The organism is Idiomarina sp. PL1-037 (assembly GCF_034422975.1).
Classification (GTDB): Bacteria; Pseudomonadota; Gammaproteobacteria; order Enterobacterales; family Alteromonadaceae; genus Idiomarina.
This window is the reverse complement of sequence record NZ_CP139873.1, coordinates 1330129-1344742: the sequence shown is the minus strand read 5'-3', so window position 1 is coordinate 1344742 and position 14614 is coordinate 1330129. Positions and strand designations below refer to the sequence as shown.

The following is a 14614-nucleotide window of genomic DNA, read 5'->3' as shown; positions in this document are numbered from 1 at the left end:
GTTAACGTTTAAACGTAAAGCTTAATGTACAGGCTGAACACTTGCTCTGGATCAAGGTACAGCCTGGTTAACTTGTAAAGCTTTTGTTACAAGGCTACTTTTTTGTCTGTTCTGCTTTACGGGCACGACCGCTGCGTTGCTTACCAATGCCATAATCGCGTAATTTATTAGCCACTGCGGTATGGGAAAGTCCTAAGCGTTTTGCCAATTGACGTGTACTGGGGAAGCTAGGATACAAACGGCGTAATACGTGGCTCTCAAAACGACGTACCGCATCGTCCAGACTCATATCGTCGATATCCAGTGCTAGTTGGTCATCTTCCTGACTCAACTCCGGCAAACGGATATCGGCGGGCTCCAGCGTATAACCTTCTATCATTGAAACCGAACGGAACATGGTATTTTCCAGCTGGCGCACATTACCCGGCCATTGATAACGTTTGAGTCGCTCTTTCGCCGCCCGGCTTAAGTTTACCTGACTGCGCCCGAGTCTCTTACAAGCCTGAATCACAAAATGCTCTGCCAACAATAAAATATCGCTTTTGCGTTCACGCAGCGGCGGGACATTCAGTGCCAGGACGTTAAGCCGATAATATAGGTCTTCGCGAAACTCACCGTTTTCAACAAGTTCATAGAGGTTACCCTGGGCTGTGCAAATGACCCTTACGTCTACACTCACTTCCTGCTCTTCACCTATACGGCGAAACACGCCATCTTCTAAAAAGCGCAGTAATTTTGCCTGCAGGCCAATGGACATTTCACTGACTGAGTCCAGTAACACAGTGCCCCCGGCAGATTGCTCCAGAACCCCGGTTTTACGAGTGCTCTGGCTGCTTATGCTGCCTTCTCCATGACCGAACAGTTCGCTCTCAGCAACATTGTCTGGCAGTGCTGCACAGTTTATGGCCAAAAAGGGTTTATCCTGGCGCTGGCTAGCTAAGTGACAGGCTTTTGCCAACAGCTCTTTACCAACACCCGTTTCACCTTCAATTAACAGCGGCGCGTCAAGTTCAGCCATGCGCTGAGCATCTTTAATCACACGCTTCATCGTGCTGTTATCGGTTAAGAGACGTTCAAAGGCTTTTTCATTATCCTCACTCTGCCAGGTTGCAGTTACGGGCTCTGACTTACAAGTCATTACCGCACCGGCAAACGCTGTGCGACCTTCCTCATCATTAACCCAAATAGGCAATAATTGTGCGTAGTATTCAGAATTGCCTATCGTTACAGCTTCGTAAATAGGATCCCGGGGTTGTTTATCCAGCCAGCGCTGTAAAGAGATGCCATGCACGTAATGCATCAACGGCTCACCTTTCAGGTTGTCTTCCTGACCCGCTAACAACCGTAAACCTGCGTCATTGATAATGTCGATATGGCCTTTACTATCTATAGAGAGAACGGGGTCCGGCAAGGTGCTTAGTAATAAACTAAATTCATAATGCTCGCGTTCAAACGGCATGTAAGGGATGGTTTTTACGTCAATAATATTGGGAATGCGACGAATTTGAGGCATCAAATGCCGAAAGTCATCGAAAGCTAATTCGGGAAAATTGAGGAATATTTTTCCTTTAGGATCGACTTCAATACCACGTAAATCAATTTCGTGGTCTCGCAAAATTTGCAGAACATCCTGACAAATACCAAGACGGTCATCACACGTTATCTCAAGTCGCATAAACCCAACTGCATTCAACTAAATGTAAAGCAAATAATACACTATTGTTACGGCTGAAAAAACAAAAACCCCGGCCAATAGACCGGGGTTCCATGCCGTTCATCGAAAGACTTACTTAAGCTTCAAGCGCACCGTCAGTTTTTGCCGCCATAATGAAGTCGTTTTTATGTAAACCGTTAATGGAGTGAGTCCACCAAGTAACCGTTACCTTGCCCCACTCAGTGAGCAGTTCAGGATGATGTTTCTCCTCCTCAGCAAGGTCGCCTACGCGGTTCGTGAATGCCATTGCTTGTTTAAAGTTTTTGAACTTAAACTCACGCTGCAGCATCATGACACCATCATTTGTTACTGGCGTCCACTCGGGGATTTCACGCATCAATTCTTTCAACTCGTCATCGCTGACTTGTGGCGCGTCTGCATGGCACGCTTCGCAACGTGCATTTTCCAAGTTTGACATATTTTAATACTCCTTTGCCTTAGGCTACATCTTTTGGTGGAAATTTCGGTTCAAACAACCCAAGCTCCATCGCTTCATGAACCAGCGACATGATATCCATATCGGATATCTTAAACAGCTCGTCCACACTCTCTATGGTGTAGTAGATAGGTTGAATAATATCAATTCGGTAGGGTGTACGTAGCGCATCTAAGGCTTTCAGCGGTTTCCGCTCCGGTATATCGCTGTTAACCGCGTATTCAGTTTCCTCCGGTGAGGATAAAATACCGCCGCCATAAATTCGAATGCCTTCTTCGGTTTTTAACAACCCGAACTCTACGGTAAACCAGTACAGACGAGCCAGATAAACTCGTTCTTTCGGTGTGGCCGCCAAACCTAACTTACCGTATTGGTGTGTAAAATGCGCAAACGCCGGGTTCGTTAATAACGGACAATGCCCAAATATTTCGTGAAAAATATCCGGTTCCTGTAAGTAATCGAATTCTTCCCGTGTACGAATAAAGGTCGCTACCGGAAACTGCTTGTTTGCCAGTAAACGGAAAAACTCATCAAATGGAATTAACGCAGGAACCTGAGCGACTTGCCAGCCAGTTTCTCGCTCCAGTACTTCATTAATTTCATGCATTTGTGGCAAGCGATCCTTCGGCAGGTCGAGTAATTCCAGTCCCTTCATATACTCATCGCAAGCTTTTCCGGGTATGCATTCCAGCTGACGCTCTACGAGATCTTTCCAAATCCCGTTTTCCTCGTCGCTCCAGTGAATAATACCGTTTTCATCCGGTTGCCTTGATACGTATTGACTTTGTTTACCCATAATTCAGCCTTGTTGCTTCCTCATTAATGTTTGATCGTTTTTGTTATTATTAGTTCAGATTACGCAGATTGCTGCCATTGCACACGGCAAGCTTCTAACGCTTGTTCAAGATCTGCGATAATATCGTCTGCTGCTTCTAAGCCTACCGCAATTCGAATCAATGTATCCGAAATTCCCGCTTTAAGACGAGCCTCCGGAGTATACGGAGAATGCGTCATTGACGCCGGGTGTTGAATGAGAGTTTCAGCGTCACCCAGGCTCACCGCCAGAGCTATCATTCGCAATTGATTCAGAAAGTAACGTGCTTTCGCTTCATCGCCTTCCAGTTCAAAAGCGATAACCGCCCCGTTACGGCTCATCTGCTTACCCATTAAAGCCTGCGCCTCGTGGTCAGGCGCTCCGGGGTAGTATATCTTCTTAATATCGTTACGCGCGGCCAAAAAATCATAAACCGCATCGGCGTTTTCACAGTGGCGCTGCATGCGCACGTCGAGAGTTTTCAGACCACGCAGTATAAGCCAGGCGTCGTGTGGACTAATGGTGGCGCCCATGTCTTTTAAGGTTGTGCTTTTAATGGTATTGATATCATCGTCACTGCCACAGATAATGCCGGCTACCACATCGCCGTGCCCGTTAAGAAATTTGGTTGCACTATGCACAACAATATCGGCACCATGTCGTTTAGGCTGCTGCATCAGCGGCGTCATAAAGGTATTATCCACCACCAGGCGAATGTCTAAGTCAGCAATGACGGCATGAACTTTTTCGATATCAACCACTTTCAGATGAGGGTTAGCCGGAGTTTCCAGAAAAACTAGCCGGGTATTTTCTCGCAGAGTTTCTTTCAATAAGCCTTCGTTGTTTAAATCAATAAAGTCGGCTTCAACACCAAAGCGCTCAAACAATTCGCTGAACAATGCAAAGCTACAGCCGTATATGGCATCGGATACCACAATATGATCACCGCTGCGCACAAAAGCCATAGTAGCAGCCGCAATAGCGCCCATTCCTGTCGCAGCCGCCGCAGCAGCTTCATAGCCTTCAAGCGATGCCATCCGGCGCTCTAATTCAGCTGTTGTCGGATTACCTAAACGGCTGTAAATGTAGCCTTCTTCCTCACCAGCAAAGCGACGAGTGCCCTGCTCGGCAGAAGAAAACCGAAAAGTCGATGTCTGATAAAGTGGAGCGGTCAACGCCCCATGAGGGTCGTCATGCGCGGCTCCGGCATGAATTACCTGAGTCGCTGGCTGCCATTTATTATTATGTGGTTTTAAATCAGTAGACATGCGTTTTGGCTCGTTTGTCAGAAAATTGTTAACGAGCAACTAGAGTGCAACGAGCTTACCTTAGTTGGCAATCTTTGCGCTGTGTCAAAGCTTCAAACAACTGTAACGCTAGTTTTCCACTTCCTGCTCAGATGTTGCTGTAGCCTTTGCCTGACGCGATTTATAAACAAAAGGTAAAACGCTCTTTAGCTGACTTAGTAAGTCTTTTTGCAGTTTTAAATAGCCCGGCTTTTTGACCTTTTCGAACGGCATGGGTCGGCATAATTCAATCACTTGGTAGCCCAGTCTGGCGGTAAGCAAACCGGCTCCTAAACCTTGTCCGGCCCGGGTTGATAAACGCGTTAATAGTTCAGCACTAACCCACTGAGCGCCTAAATCTACCGCGACTTCGCTAAGCCCTGCGTAGACAATATTGGCAAACACCTGGCGCCATAAGCGAACTCTGGCCCAGTACCCCAGTTTTACGCCGTACAACTGGGCAATACGCGATATCATCCGCTGGTTACGCCACATAACGATAAGCATATCCAACAAAGCAAAGGGGCTCACTGCAACCATAGCCGAAGCTTCTGCCGCCCAGCGACTGATAATACGGGTAGCCTGCTGGTCTATACGGTTTAAAACGTCCACTTCAAAGCGTTCACGTTCTTCATCCGCAGACCAGTACGGTTGTTTAATTTGCTGCCAGCGATGTTCTAAATCCGGATGTTGCAGAAGCTGTAACTGTTGCTCCGGTTTGGAATCTTCAGACTGTTTTTTCCAGCGCCGTTTCAACTTTTGCAGCAACCTGATTTCGCGCACCATAAAGCCCAATAGTGCCAACGCAATCACACCAAAACCAACCGCCCATAAACTGCCTAAAAATATATTCTGTTGAAAACGCTCAATAACCATCAATACCGATTCAATAACGGCGGCGGTTAAAGCAACAACTAATCCCAGTGCCAGCCACTTACCCCAGCGACCAGACTTTGCGCCCGCAGTTGCTTGGCCGGAAACAGGTTCGTGTCCGGGTTGCCCGGGCGTATTATAAGTATCAGAAAATTCCACCGCTGGTTCATCCACCGGATAGTAAGTTAATTTGCGCGGATCGCTCATTTGAGTTTATCTCCCAGAACGTATTCAAGTAGCTGGTCCAGCCGGATGTGCGGCAGAGGTGAATTCTGCGCGGTGAAGCCGGGATAAAACTGCGGATAAATATAGCCTTGTTGCCAGTCTGCAGCTGTTGGTATGGCATCAGGTACCTCGGGTGCCCCAACCCGCACAAACTCACGGTTTTCATTAATTCCGTCCAGAACTGTTGTGCCGTTACTTAATTTCTTAATTTGACTGGTGGCAATACCAGCAACGCTAAATACCTGGTGCGGTATTTGATCAAACTGTAATTCCTGACGCTGCTTCTGCGTCATAACACGCAATAATTCCGTCAGTTTTTGATGGTCTTGCGGGGCAATACTGTCGGCTTTTGTCGCAACCAGCGCGACTTTATCAATAACCGGCGACATCAACCTCTTAAGCAAACTGTTATTGCCATATGAAAAGCTCTTCATCAGCTCATTTATTGCCAACTGTAATTCCGCAAAATGATGCTCTCCATTCTGCAACGCCTGCAGAACATCAACTAGCACAACCTGCCGGTTAAAGTGCTTAAAGTACTTTTGATAAAACGGAGTCACAATATGCTGCTGATAGTAACGGTATTTCTCGCGCAGACGTTTCGCCCAGGCATCGGGTACTGGTTGTGACAACGGCCAGGGGAAAAACTCCAGCGCAGGAGCTCCCTCCAGCTCTCCGGGCAACACCATTCTTCCCGGCTGCAATAGTAGTAATTTTTGCTCCCGGCACTGGCGTAAAAAAGTGCGATAACCCGATGCCAGTTCACGTATCTGCTGCTCAGCTTTATCCTCTGACGCAGCGTTTGCTGCCGTTTCCACCTTAGTCAACCAGCTCTCTGCCAGCTTATATCGCAGTTCAGCTTTTAGTAAGCTCTGCTGTTGCTGACTCCACTCGTCATAGCTCAATTGCAAAAGAGGTAAATCCAGCAGCCACTCGCCTGGATAATCAATTAAGTCCAGGGTTAAGCGACGGGTATCAAGCACTCGCCCGGCTAACCCTCGATGCGGCTTATATTTTATTTCGACACGTATTTCACTCACATCGCGTGTCGACTGCGGCCACCGGGGCACATCTGTGGTTAAACAGTCTATTGCCCCTTCGTAGTCAAAACGCGAGACTTGCCAGTTACTGCTGGTGTGTAAGCGACAGCCATTAAGACGCTGTTGTTGCTTTACTTTAAAATAAGGCAATTGCTGCGTTTCGTTTGCATACAATAGCTGCTCAAGTAAACCGGTGATTAATGCGGTTTTTCCCGCGCCGCTTAACCCCGTTACAGCCAGACGTATATGACGATCAAACCCGCGATGAATAACGTCGCGGGTTTGGTGTTGTAGCTTTTGAAAACGGCTCACAGACGATTAAATTCTCGTTGAAGATTATAGTGATTTGAGGTTACGTACTTTTCCATTGATTGCAACTGTTGCTCCAGTTCATCAAACTCCCGCTTAATATCGCGAAAAGCCTCACGCGGTGGTTCTCCACCCTGCCAGACCTTAGTCTTTACACCAACATTATGGCGCCCGGTATCCGGTAGCTTTTTGTCCAGAATTAACCAACCGGCAATATAGAGCACAAAGAAAGAGCCATTAGTAAAAATAACCCCAGTAACAAAGGCCACTCGTATTAGCCAGGGTTCCAGATTCAGGTAGTCTGCAATACCGGCACAAACCCCAGCGATTTTTCCTCGTTCTGAGTCTCGACGCAGTTCTCGTTTGGATTTTCGCTCGCTCATTGTCTGTCCCTCCAGCCCGGAGCGTCAGCATCCAGAATACGTTCCAGTGTCTGTACGCGTTCACGGATACGTTTTGCCTGATTCGCCAGTAACGCCAAAGACTCCCTTTCTTCCTCGTTCAATCCCTGATTCATTTGTCGTTTACTACGGTAATGAAGGATGATCCAGATAGGCGCGACTATAATGACAAACAGAATAATCGGCGCCATCAACATCCCTAGTATTGCTTCAATATCCATTTTTTTAAGCCTGTTTTAAGAGTCTTGTTTGGTTTTTGAGCTCATACGAGCACGCAATGCTTCCAGCTCGTCATTCACTTTACTCTCGTTTTCCAGCTCTGCAAATTCATCACGTAATGTCCGTTTACCCATATCATAAGATTCAACCTGGGCTTCCAAATCATCGATTTTAGCTTCGTAACGATCAAACCGCTGCATAGCGTCATCAACTTTGCCACTATCGACCTGTTGCTTAACCTGCAAGCGGCTACTGGCTGCCTTCTGGCGCATCAGAATCGCCTTTTGGCGAGACTTAGCATCAGCCAGTTTTTCCTGAAGTTGGCCAATTTCGTCGTTTAGCTTGTCCAGGTTCTCATTAACGCGATCCATTTCCTGCTGCAACGAGTCAACGCCCTGCTGTGCTTTTTGCTTTTCAATTAGTGCCTGACGCGCTAAATCGTCACGTTCTTTAGTTAACGCCAGTTCAGCCTTGTTTTCCCAGTCCTGAACTTCATTTTCCATCCGCTGCTGCTGACGCTGAATGTCTTTCTTTTCAGCCAACAGGCGCGCTGACGTAGAGCGTACTTCAACTAACGTATCTTCCATTTCCTGAATAATCAGGCGTACCATTTTTTGCGGATCTTCGGCTTTATCCAATAAAGAATTGATATTGGAGTTCACGATATCGCTAAAACGTGAAAAAATACCCATAATAATGACCTCATACTGGTTTAATAAACAACTCGATGATTTATCATTCAAGTATCAGGCCAACTTTTATTTATGCCATAACAATATGTTTTATAAGTGCTTTTTATAATTCATGCTAATTCCCCTCTTGCGAGGGTTCGTAAAATAAACTAATAATTAGCAAAAATAACTATAAGATAAGGCATTCGACATGCGCCCTGAGCGAAAACCCGACAACCTCATCGGACAATCCAACAGCTTTTCCGATGTGCTGGAACAAGTGTCGCAAATTGCTCCTCTCGATAAGCCCGTATTAATTATTGGTGAACGAGGCACCGGTAAAGAGCTTATTGCAGCGCGTTGTCATTACTTGTCCCGACGCTGGCAACAACAGTACATTACCCTCAACTGTGCCGCTCTGAATGAAAACTTACTCGACAGTGAGCTCTTTGGCCATGAAGCCGGCGCTTTCACCGGTGCCGCTAAAAAACACGAAGGTCGTTTTGAACGCGCAGACGGTGGCTCACTATTTCTTGATGAATTAGCCAATACGTCCTTACGGGTTCAGGAAAAGCTGCTGCGGGTTATTGAGTACGGAGAATTTGAACGCGTGGGCGGCCGCCATTCGGTTAAAATTGATACTCGCCTCATTGCCGCCACTAATGAAGACCTTCCGTCGCTTGCTGCCAAAGGTCAATTTCGTTCAGATCTACTGGACCGCCTGGCATTTGATGTCATCACCCTACCGCCATTACGCGAACGCCGCGACGACATCATGCTGCTTGCTGAGCACTTTGCCATTTCTATGGCGCGGGAAATGGAACTGGAGTTATTCAGTGGTTTTTCCGAGAAAGCGCGTAAAACCTTGCTTGAATATCATTGGCCCGGTAACGTACGCGAGCTTAAAAACACGGTAGAGCGCAGTTTATATCGGCTGGGAAATGGTCATGTCCCTATTCACGACATTATCATTGACCCGTTTAACAGTCCGTTCCGGCCCAAAACTCCGGTTACAGAAAAAACGGTAGCGCAAGAGCCGCTGGCTAATGAACAAAGCCATACTGAAAATAATGACGTAATTGATATGCCCAAACTCAACGCCGATCAACCAATAGACTTTAAACAAAAGTCGCAAGAGTATGAAATTGATGTCTTGTCGCAAGCCTTACGTTTATGTCAGTTTAACCAAAAGAAAACAGCTAATTTTCTTGGACTGACTTATCATCAGTTACGAGGTTACTTAAAAAAGTATCAGTTATTGGAAGGGGCTTCTGCAGCTAATGATTAAAGCGTACGCAAATGTGGCTGTTATTGCAGCAGCGTTTCTCTCAGGCTGTCAATCTGAGGAACCAGAGCCTGCTCCTCTGGCCAACGGCATTATTTACTGTTCAGAAGGCAACCCCGCTTCTTTTAATCCTCAGCTTGTTACCTCAGGCACTACCGTTGATGCAACCGCGGCTCAACTCTACGACCGGTTAATTGATTACGATGCTGAGCAACAGGAATTTGTACCTGCACTTGCGAAGCGCTGGGAAACTTTGGATAACGGCACTCGTTACCGGTTTCATTTGCGCGAAGGCGTAAAATTTCATACAACCAACTACTTTCAGCCCAGCCGGGAACTAACCGCTGAAGACGTTCAATTCAGCTTTAACCGGTGGCTGGATGAAACCAGCCTTTATCATCAGGTTGGAGGGAGCTATCCCTTTTTCAGAGCCACAGGGCTGGATCAGTTGATCAATAAAGTTGTCAAAATTGATAAAATGACGGTCGATATCGTGCTGAATAATGCCGACAGTTCGTTTTTAGCAAACCTTGCCACAGACTTCGCCGTTATTTTATCCGCTGAGTACGCCCAACAACTTTTGACTGAAGACCGCCCCGGACAAATTGATGCTTTACCCATAGGAACCGGCCCCTACCGTTTCGAGAGTTATCGCAAAGATGTGTTAATACGTTACTCCCGACATCCGGGGTATTGGCGGGAAGGCCCCGGAATTGAGCATCTGGTGTATTCTATTACCCCTAACGCAAACAAGCGTATGCTTAAGCTGGTTACCGGTGAATGTGACATTATTCCTTACCCGCTGGTAAGTGAGTTGCAGGCACTCAACAGAGAGCAATTAATTGTCACCGACGAGGTGAGTCCAAATGTCTCTTTCTGGGCATTTAATACTAAGAAAAAACCTTTTGATGACCCTCTTGTTCGTCAGGCTCTGAGTCACGCTATTAACCGCGAAGCGATTATTCAGACTATCTATTCCGGTAATGCTGAGCTGGCACAATCAATATTGCCTCCAACATCCTGGGCTTATGATGACCGTGGCATTCAGTATCAGTATGACCCGGAAAAAGCCAAACGTTTATTGGAAGAAGCCGGTCATTCAAATTTGAATATTAACATCTGGGCCATGCCGGTACAGCGCGTCTACAATCCTAACGCCCGCAGAATGGCGGAACTGATGCAGTCAGACTTAGCTCAAATTGGTGTCTCAGCAAGCATTGTTTCTTATGAATGGAACACCTTTCGCCGGCGCCTTTCTCGTGGCGAACACGATACCGTGCTCATTGGTTGGTATGCCGACAATGCTGACCCTGATAACTTCTTCAGACCACTGTTGAGCTGTGCTGCCGTAGCGACCGGTGGCAACCGGGCTAACTGGTGCCACCCGGGTTTTGACCAGTTGCTTTACAGCGCCATTGCAACCACGGTTCCGGAAGAACGTAAAGCTCTGTATCAGTCAGCTCAGCACTTACTGAACCAGCAACAACCTTTATTGCCTATTGCCCACTCAAAACGCTTTCAGGCACAGCAGAAAAACATCAGTGGCGTGGAACTTCCTCCATACGGAGGTATTAACTTTCGCCTGGCCACTAAAGATACTGCGGAGGAAGAATCACAATGACCCGCTATCTTATAGGCCGTTTAAGCGTTTTTATTATTGCTGTGTTTTTACTAACGGTGTTTAGTTTTAGCCTCAATTACTTGTTTCCGGGCGATCCAATAACCAATATGAGCGGCATCCGGCCGTTCCAGAGCAGCTATCCTCTCATGGTTGAACTGCGTGGCGGTGACCAGAACCTGGCCATTCAATACATGCGTTACCTGCAGCACTTATTTGCCGGCGACTGGGGGTTATCACTGAGTAATGGTACACCGGTATTTGCCGATGGTATTCAACACTTTATGGCCTCAATGGAGCTCATTCTTCTGGCCTTACTGGTTGCCGTTGTTTTTGGTTTACCATTGGGTGTATTTGCTGCCTCCCGCTTTCGTCAGCGTTCCGACCAAACCGTAATAAGCCTGGCTATGGTTGGTTACTCTATCCCGGTTTTCTGGTTAGCTCAGTTACTGATACTACTGTTTGCGATAAAACTCGGTTGGTTCCCTATTACCGGCCAGATAAACCCTTTATATGGCGTCGAACCACAAACCGGTTCAATTCTCATCGATGTATTTTTAAGTCGCTCGGAATATAAAGCCGCGGCGCTTCAGGACGCTTTAAATCATATTGTTCTGCCGGTGATCATACTGGCTATCATGCCAATGATGCTGTTACTGCGCTTAATGCGAAATGCAACCCAGGAAATGCTGCAAAAACCTTTCGTAAAAGCGGCTCGTGCCCGCGGGTTAAGTGAATTTAGAGTATTGGTAAAACACGCGATTCCAAATGCAGTGCAATCAGTGCTGCAACAAACCACTCTCATCTTCAGTTTACTATTAACCAACAGTATTGTGGTTGAATCCATTTTTAACTGGCCGGGAATGGGCAATTGGCTTATCCGTAGTATTTTTGAACGTGACTACCCTATTATTCAGGCAGCTGTATTAATGTTCGCTTTCGTTATTTTGTTCTTTAACCTACTGGTCGAGCTATACCATGGCTGGCGATTCCCAATAGTGAGGCACGAACAATATGCCACACGTTAATCTGTATCATCACGATGAAACCCCATCGCCACTTAAGCTAGTCTGGAAGAGCTTCCGCTCAAGGTTTCTCTCCATGGCAGCCTTGTATGTTCTGCTGGCAATGATATTGGTCGTATTGCTGTCCCCCTTGCTCGCACCCTTTAATACGTCAGCCCAATTCTCTGATGCCATTGCACTTCCCCCTTCATGGGTTGAAAGCGGCAATATGAATTATTTATTTGGCACCGACGATTTAGGTCGGGACATGCTATCGCGACTATTAATTGGTGGGTTATACAGTCTGGGACTACCGATACTTATGGTTGCAGTATCCTCACTAATTGGCATGAGCATAGGGGCTCTTGCTGGTATTGACCGAACGATAAAATACCAAAGCTTATCGCGGCTTTTTGATACTTTGCTGTCCATACCTTCCTTCTTGATGGCACTTATCATTATTGCGATTCTCGGTACCGGTTTTAATAACGTAGCCTTTGCTATAACGCTTTCGTTAATTCCGCAGTTTATCTTCGTTACCCGTAATGCGGTGCACGAAGAGTGGCATAAAGATTACGTTACCGCGTCGCGACTCAATGGTTGCTCCAAAGCCTACTTGCTTTACCGGGTGATATTACCTAACGTGACCCCCACATTGGTCATGCAGCTTACGGTATCGCTTTCCGTTGCTATTATGGATATTGCCGCTCTCAGCTTTCTTGGGCTGGGTATTCAGGCACCAACCCCTGAATGGGGCAGTATGCTGGCACGCAGTCTGGACGAGGTTTATTTATCGCCCTGGTCCATGGTGCTACCGGGCGTAACGTTGTTTATTACCATTATGGCTATTAACATTGTCGGAGACAGCCTGCGGCGTGCTTTAAAAGAAAGGGTTAACAGCTAATGCAGTTACTCGATATACGCAATCTGACAGTAGAAATGCAAACAGCGCACGGCATCGTCCGGGTACTTGATAAAGTTAATCTGCAGCTTACTGAGGGAGAAATTCACAGTATTGTGGGCGAATCCGGGTCGGGGAAAAGTTTGCTGGCAAAAGCCATTATGGGCTTTATAAACCCCAACTGGCAGGTTACCGCTGACAGGCTTTGGTGGAACGGTCAGGATTTACTGGCAATGACGCCTAAACAGCGCCGGAAAATTACCGGGCGCGATATGGCTATGATTTTTCAGGATCCTAATGCGTACCTGGACCCTAACAGCACCGTCGAGCAGCAAATCGTAGAGGCCATTCCACAAGGGGACGTCCGCGGTACATTCATGCGTCGACGGGTTGACCGTAAAACCCGGGTTAAAAGACTGCTTCATCGAGTGGGTATTCGCGACCACGAGTCTATAATGGAAAGCTACCCTTTTGAATTGTCTCAGGGCATAGCGCAGAAAGTGAGTATTGCTATAGCCATTGCTCACCGTCCCAGACTCCTTATTGCCGACGAGCCAACTACTGCAATGGAGCCTTCAACCCGTCTACAGATCCATCGTTTGCTGGCACGGCTGGCCGTTAGCCAAAAAATGTCTGTTGTATTGATTTCGCAGGATGTTGGCTCTATTTTACCTGAGACCAAACGCTTAACCCTGCTTTATTGCGGACAGTTAATGGAAACCGGGCCCGCCCACAACATTTTATCTGAACCAGCGCACCCTTACACCGATTCGATGCTCCGTATGTCGTTGCAAACGCAGCAAGAGTTGCCTCACAAGGCGCGTTTACCGACCCTGCCCGGCTCTATACCAACATTGCGGCATATGCCGATCGGTTGCCGTTTGGGTCCCCGATGTCCTTACGCTCAAAAAACCTGCGTTAAAGCACCACGGGCTACTCATCACGGGCAGCGTGTGTATCATTGCCATTTTCCGTTACTGGATAGCAGCTCATGAGTCACTTACTGGAAGTCCAAAACCTAGGCAAAACCTACCGCTCCCGAAAAGGCTGGCCATGGACTCCTAAATCGGTAGCAATAGAACCTTTGTCCTTCACCCTTGAAGCCGGAGAAATATTGGCTGTAATGGGCGAGACAGGTTCCGGTAAGTCGACCCTGGCACAAATTATTGGTGGTGTAGATACCGCAACCAGTGGCGACATTCTGCTTAATGGTCAGAAGCTCCATAGCAATAACTTTCCGCAGCTATGCAACAACATTCGAATGATATTTCAGGACAGTGAAAATTCCCTGAATGCGCATCTCAACATAGGTAAACAACTGGAGGAACCTCTGTTATTTAATACCCAGTTAACGGCTGCCGAGCGCCAGGAACGGGTCAATTTGACTTTGCAACGCGTTGGCATGCTACGCGAACACTGGGAATTTTACCCTCATATGCTGTCCAGTGGGCAAAAGCAACGAGTCTGTATTGCGCGTGCCATTATTCTGGAGCCGCAGATTGTTGTCGCTGACGAGGCTCTGGTCGCACTTGACCCATCAATTAGAGCTCAAATCATCAACCTAATGCTTGATCTACAGAAAGATATGGGCATTTCTTATATTTTAGTGACACATTCGCCACAAATCGTGAAACATATTGCCGATAAGATCTTAATTTTATATCGTGGTAAAATGATCGCGTTTGATAAAACAGACATAGTACTAAAAGACACGCAGCAAACTTACGTTCAACAATTGCTGCACGAACATTTAAAACATAACATTCAATATAACAGCGACAGAAGCGCTAAGATCGCTGACTAAAAACTAAAAAACGG

The 14614-nt window shown here is 46.9% G+C and carries 15 protein-coding genes; 6 read left to right on the top strand and 9 right to left on the bottom strand.

The window, feature by feature from the left end; genetic code table 11:
* Positions 1-94 precede the first annotated feature (94 nt).
* The 9 genes from tyrR to pspA form a co-directional block, all read right to left on the bottom strand.
* Positions 95-1675, bottom strand: a complete 1581-nt coding sequence (tyrR, locus tag U0358_RS06250; protein WP_317496773.1) for a transcriptional regulator TyrR — start codon at positions 1673-1675, stop codon at positions 95-97.
* 115 nt (positions 1676-1790) lie between these two features.
* Positions 1791-2132, bottom strand: a complete 342-nt coding sequence (locus U0358_RS06245) for a 4a-hydroxytetrahydrobiopterin dehydratase (protein WP_322407402.1) — start codon at positions 2130-2132, stop codon at positions 1791-1793.
* 19 nt (positions 2133-2151) lie between these two features.
* On the bottom strand, positions 2152-2946 hold the full coding sequence (gene phhA, locus U0358_RS06240; protein WP_317496771.1) for a phenylalanine 4-monooxygenase: 795 nt from the start codon (positions 2944-2946) through the stop codon (positions 2152-2154).
* A 59-nt stretch (positions 2947-3005) separates the two neighbouring features.
* Positions 3006-4232 (bottom strand): trans-sulfuration enzyme family protein, encoded by a 1227-nt coding sequence (locus U0358_RS06235; RefSeq protein ID WP_322407401.1) that lies wholly within the window; start codon positions 4230-4232, stop codon positions 3006-3008.
* A gap of 108 nt (positions 4233-4340) precedes the next feature.
* Entirely contained in the window at positions 4341-5330 is a 990-nt protein-coding gene (locus U0358_RS06230; protein ID WP_322407400.1) for a YcjF family protein, read from the bottom strand.
* A complete protein-coding gene (locus tag U0358_RS06225; protein WP_322407399.1) occupies positions 5327-6700 on the bottom strand; it encodes a YcjX family GTP-binding protein in 1374 nt (457 codons plus the stop codon). The genes U0358_RS06230 and U0358_RS06225 overlap by 4 nt, the downstream gene beginning before the upstream one ends.
* Positions 6697-7080 carry an envelope stress response membrane protein PspC gene (pspC, locus tag U0358_RS06220; RefSeq protein ID WP_317496767.1) on the bottom strand — a complete coding sequence of 128 codons (384 nt, stop codon included), beginning with the start codon at positions 7078-7080 and terminating at the stop codon, positions 6697-6699. The genes U0358_RS06225 and pspC overlap by 4 nt, the downstream gene beginning before the upstream one ends.
* Positions 7077-7319: an envelope stress response membrane protein PspB gene (pspB, locus tag U0358_RS06215; RefSeq protein WP_011233982.1), complete on the bottom strand. Its 243-nt coding sequence runs from the start codon at positions 7317-7319 to the stop codon at positions 7077-7079. Before pspB ends, pspC begins: the two co-directional genes overlap by 4 nt.
* A gap of 15 nt (positions 7320-7334) precedes the next feature.
* The gene (pspA, locus tag U0358_RS06210) at positions 7335-8009 is read right to left on the bottom strand and encodes a phage shock protein PspA (RefSeq protein WP_011233983.1); all 675 of its coding nucleotides are present in this window, start codon (positions 8007-8009) and stop codon (positions 7335-7337) included.
* A 190-nt stretch (positions 8010-8199) separates the two neighbouring features.
* On the opposite strand from pspA, the gene pspF reads away from it, so the two are divergent.
* The 6 genes from pspF to U0358_RS06180 are packed head-to-tail and all read left to right on the top strand — an operon-like array spanning position 8200 to position 14600.
* On the top strand, positions 8200-9276 hold the full coding sequence (gene pspF / locus U0358_RS06205; RefSeq protein WP_317496766.1) for a phage shock protein operon transcriptional activator: 1077 nt from the start codon (positions 8200-8202) through the stop codon (positions 9274-9276).
* Positions 9269-10894, top strand: a complete 1626-nt coding sequence (locus U0358_RS06200) for an ABC transporter substrate-binding protein (protein WP_322407398.1) — start codon at positions 9269-9271, stop codon at positions 10892-10894. Before pspF ends, U0358_RS06200 begins: the two co-directional genes overlap by 8 nt.
* Positions 10891-11919, top strand: a complete 1029-nt coding sequence (locus tag U0358_RS06195) for an ABC transporter permease subunit (protein ID WP_317496764.1) — start codon at positions 10891-10893, stop codon at positions 11917-11919. Before U0358_RS06200 ends, U0358_RS06195 begins: the two co-directional genes overlap by 4 nt.
* Complete coding sequence (locus tag U0358_RS06190; RefSeq protein WP_034820655.1) at positions 11906-12799, top strand: ABC transporter permease subunit; 894 nt, start codon at positions 11906-11908, stop codon at positions 12797-12799. Before U0358_RS06195 ends, U0358_RS06190 begins: the two co-directional genes overlap by 14 nt.
* The gene (locus U0358_RS06185; protein ID WP_317496763.1) at positions 12799-13791 is read left to right on the top strand and encodes a peptide ABC transporter ATP-binding protein; all 993 of its coding nucleotides are present in this window, start codon (positions 12799-12801) and stop codon (positions 13789-13791) included. Before U0358_RS06190 ends, U0358_RS06185 begins: the two co-directional genes overlap by 1 nt.
* Positions 13788-14600 (top strand): peptide ABC transporter ATP-binding protein, encoded by an 813-nt coding sequence (locus U0358_RS06180; protein WP_317496762.1) that lies wholly within the window; start codon positions 13788-13790, stop codon positions 14598-14600. The genes U0358_RS06185 and U0358_RS06180 overlap by 4 nt, the downstream gene beginning before the upstream one ends.
* Positions 14601-14614: the final 14 nt, after the last annotated feature.

Bases quoted from the DNA above. Each gene is read 5' to 3' on its own strand.
- U0358_RS06230 (WP_322407400.1), bottom strand. From the start codon at position 5,330: ATGAGCGATCCGCGCAAATTAACTTACTATCCGGTGGATGAACCAGCG.
- U0358_RS06200 (WP_322407398.1), top strand. From the start codon at position 9,269: ATGATTAAAGCGTACGCAAATGTGGCTGTTATTGCAGCAGCGTTTCTC.
- tyrR (WP_317496773.1), bottom strand. From the start codon at position 1,675: ATGCGACTTGAGATAACGTGTGATGACCGTCTTGGTATTTGTCAGGAT.
- U0358_RS06190 (WP_034820655.1), top strand. From the start codon at position 11,906: ATGCCACACGTTAATCTGTATCATCACGATGAAACCCCATCGCCACTT.
- U0358_RS06185 (WP_317496763.1), top strand. From the start codon at position 12,799: ATGCAGTTACTCGATATACGCAATCTGACAGTAGAAATGCAAACAGCG.
- U0358_RS06235 (WP_322407401.1), bottom strand. From the start codon at position 4,232: ATGTCTACTGATTTAAAACCACATAATAATAAATGGCAGCCAGCGACT.
- U0358_RS06195 (WP_317496764.1), top strand. From the start codon at position 10,891: ATGACCCGCTATCTTATAGGCCGTTTAAGCGTTTTTATTATTGCTGTG.
- pspB (WP_011233982.1), bottom strand. From the start codon at position 7,319: ATGGATATTGAAGCAATACTAGGGATGTTGATGGCGCCGATTATTCTG.
- U0358_RS06245 (WP_322407402.1), bottom strand. From the start codon at position 2,132: ATGTCAAACTTGGAAAATGCACGTTGCGAAGCGTGCCATGCAGACGCG.
- pspF (WP_317496766.1), top strand. From the start codon at position 8,200: ATGCGCCCTGAGCGAAAACCCGACAACCTCATCGGACAATCCAACAGC.
- U0358_RS06180 (WP_317496762.1), top strand. From the start codon at position 13,788: ATGAGTCACTTACTGGAAGTCCAAAACCTAGGCAAAACCTACCGCTCC.
- phhA (WP_317496771.1), bottom strand. From the start codon at position 2,946: ATGGGTAAACAAAGTCAATACGTATCAAGGCAACCGGATGAAAACGGT.
- pspA (WP_011233983.1), bottom strand. From the start codon at position 8,009: ATGGGTATTTTTTCACGTTTTAGCGATATCGTGAACTCCAATATCAAT.
- pspC (WP_317496767.1), bottom strand. From the start codon at position 7,080: ATGAGCGAGCGAAAATCCAAACGAGAACTGCGTCGAGACTCAGAACGA.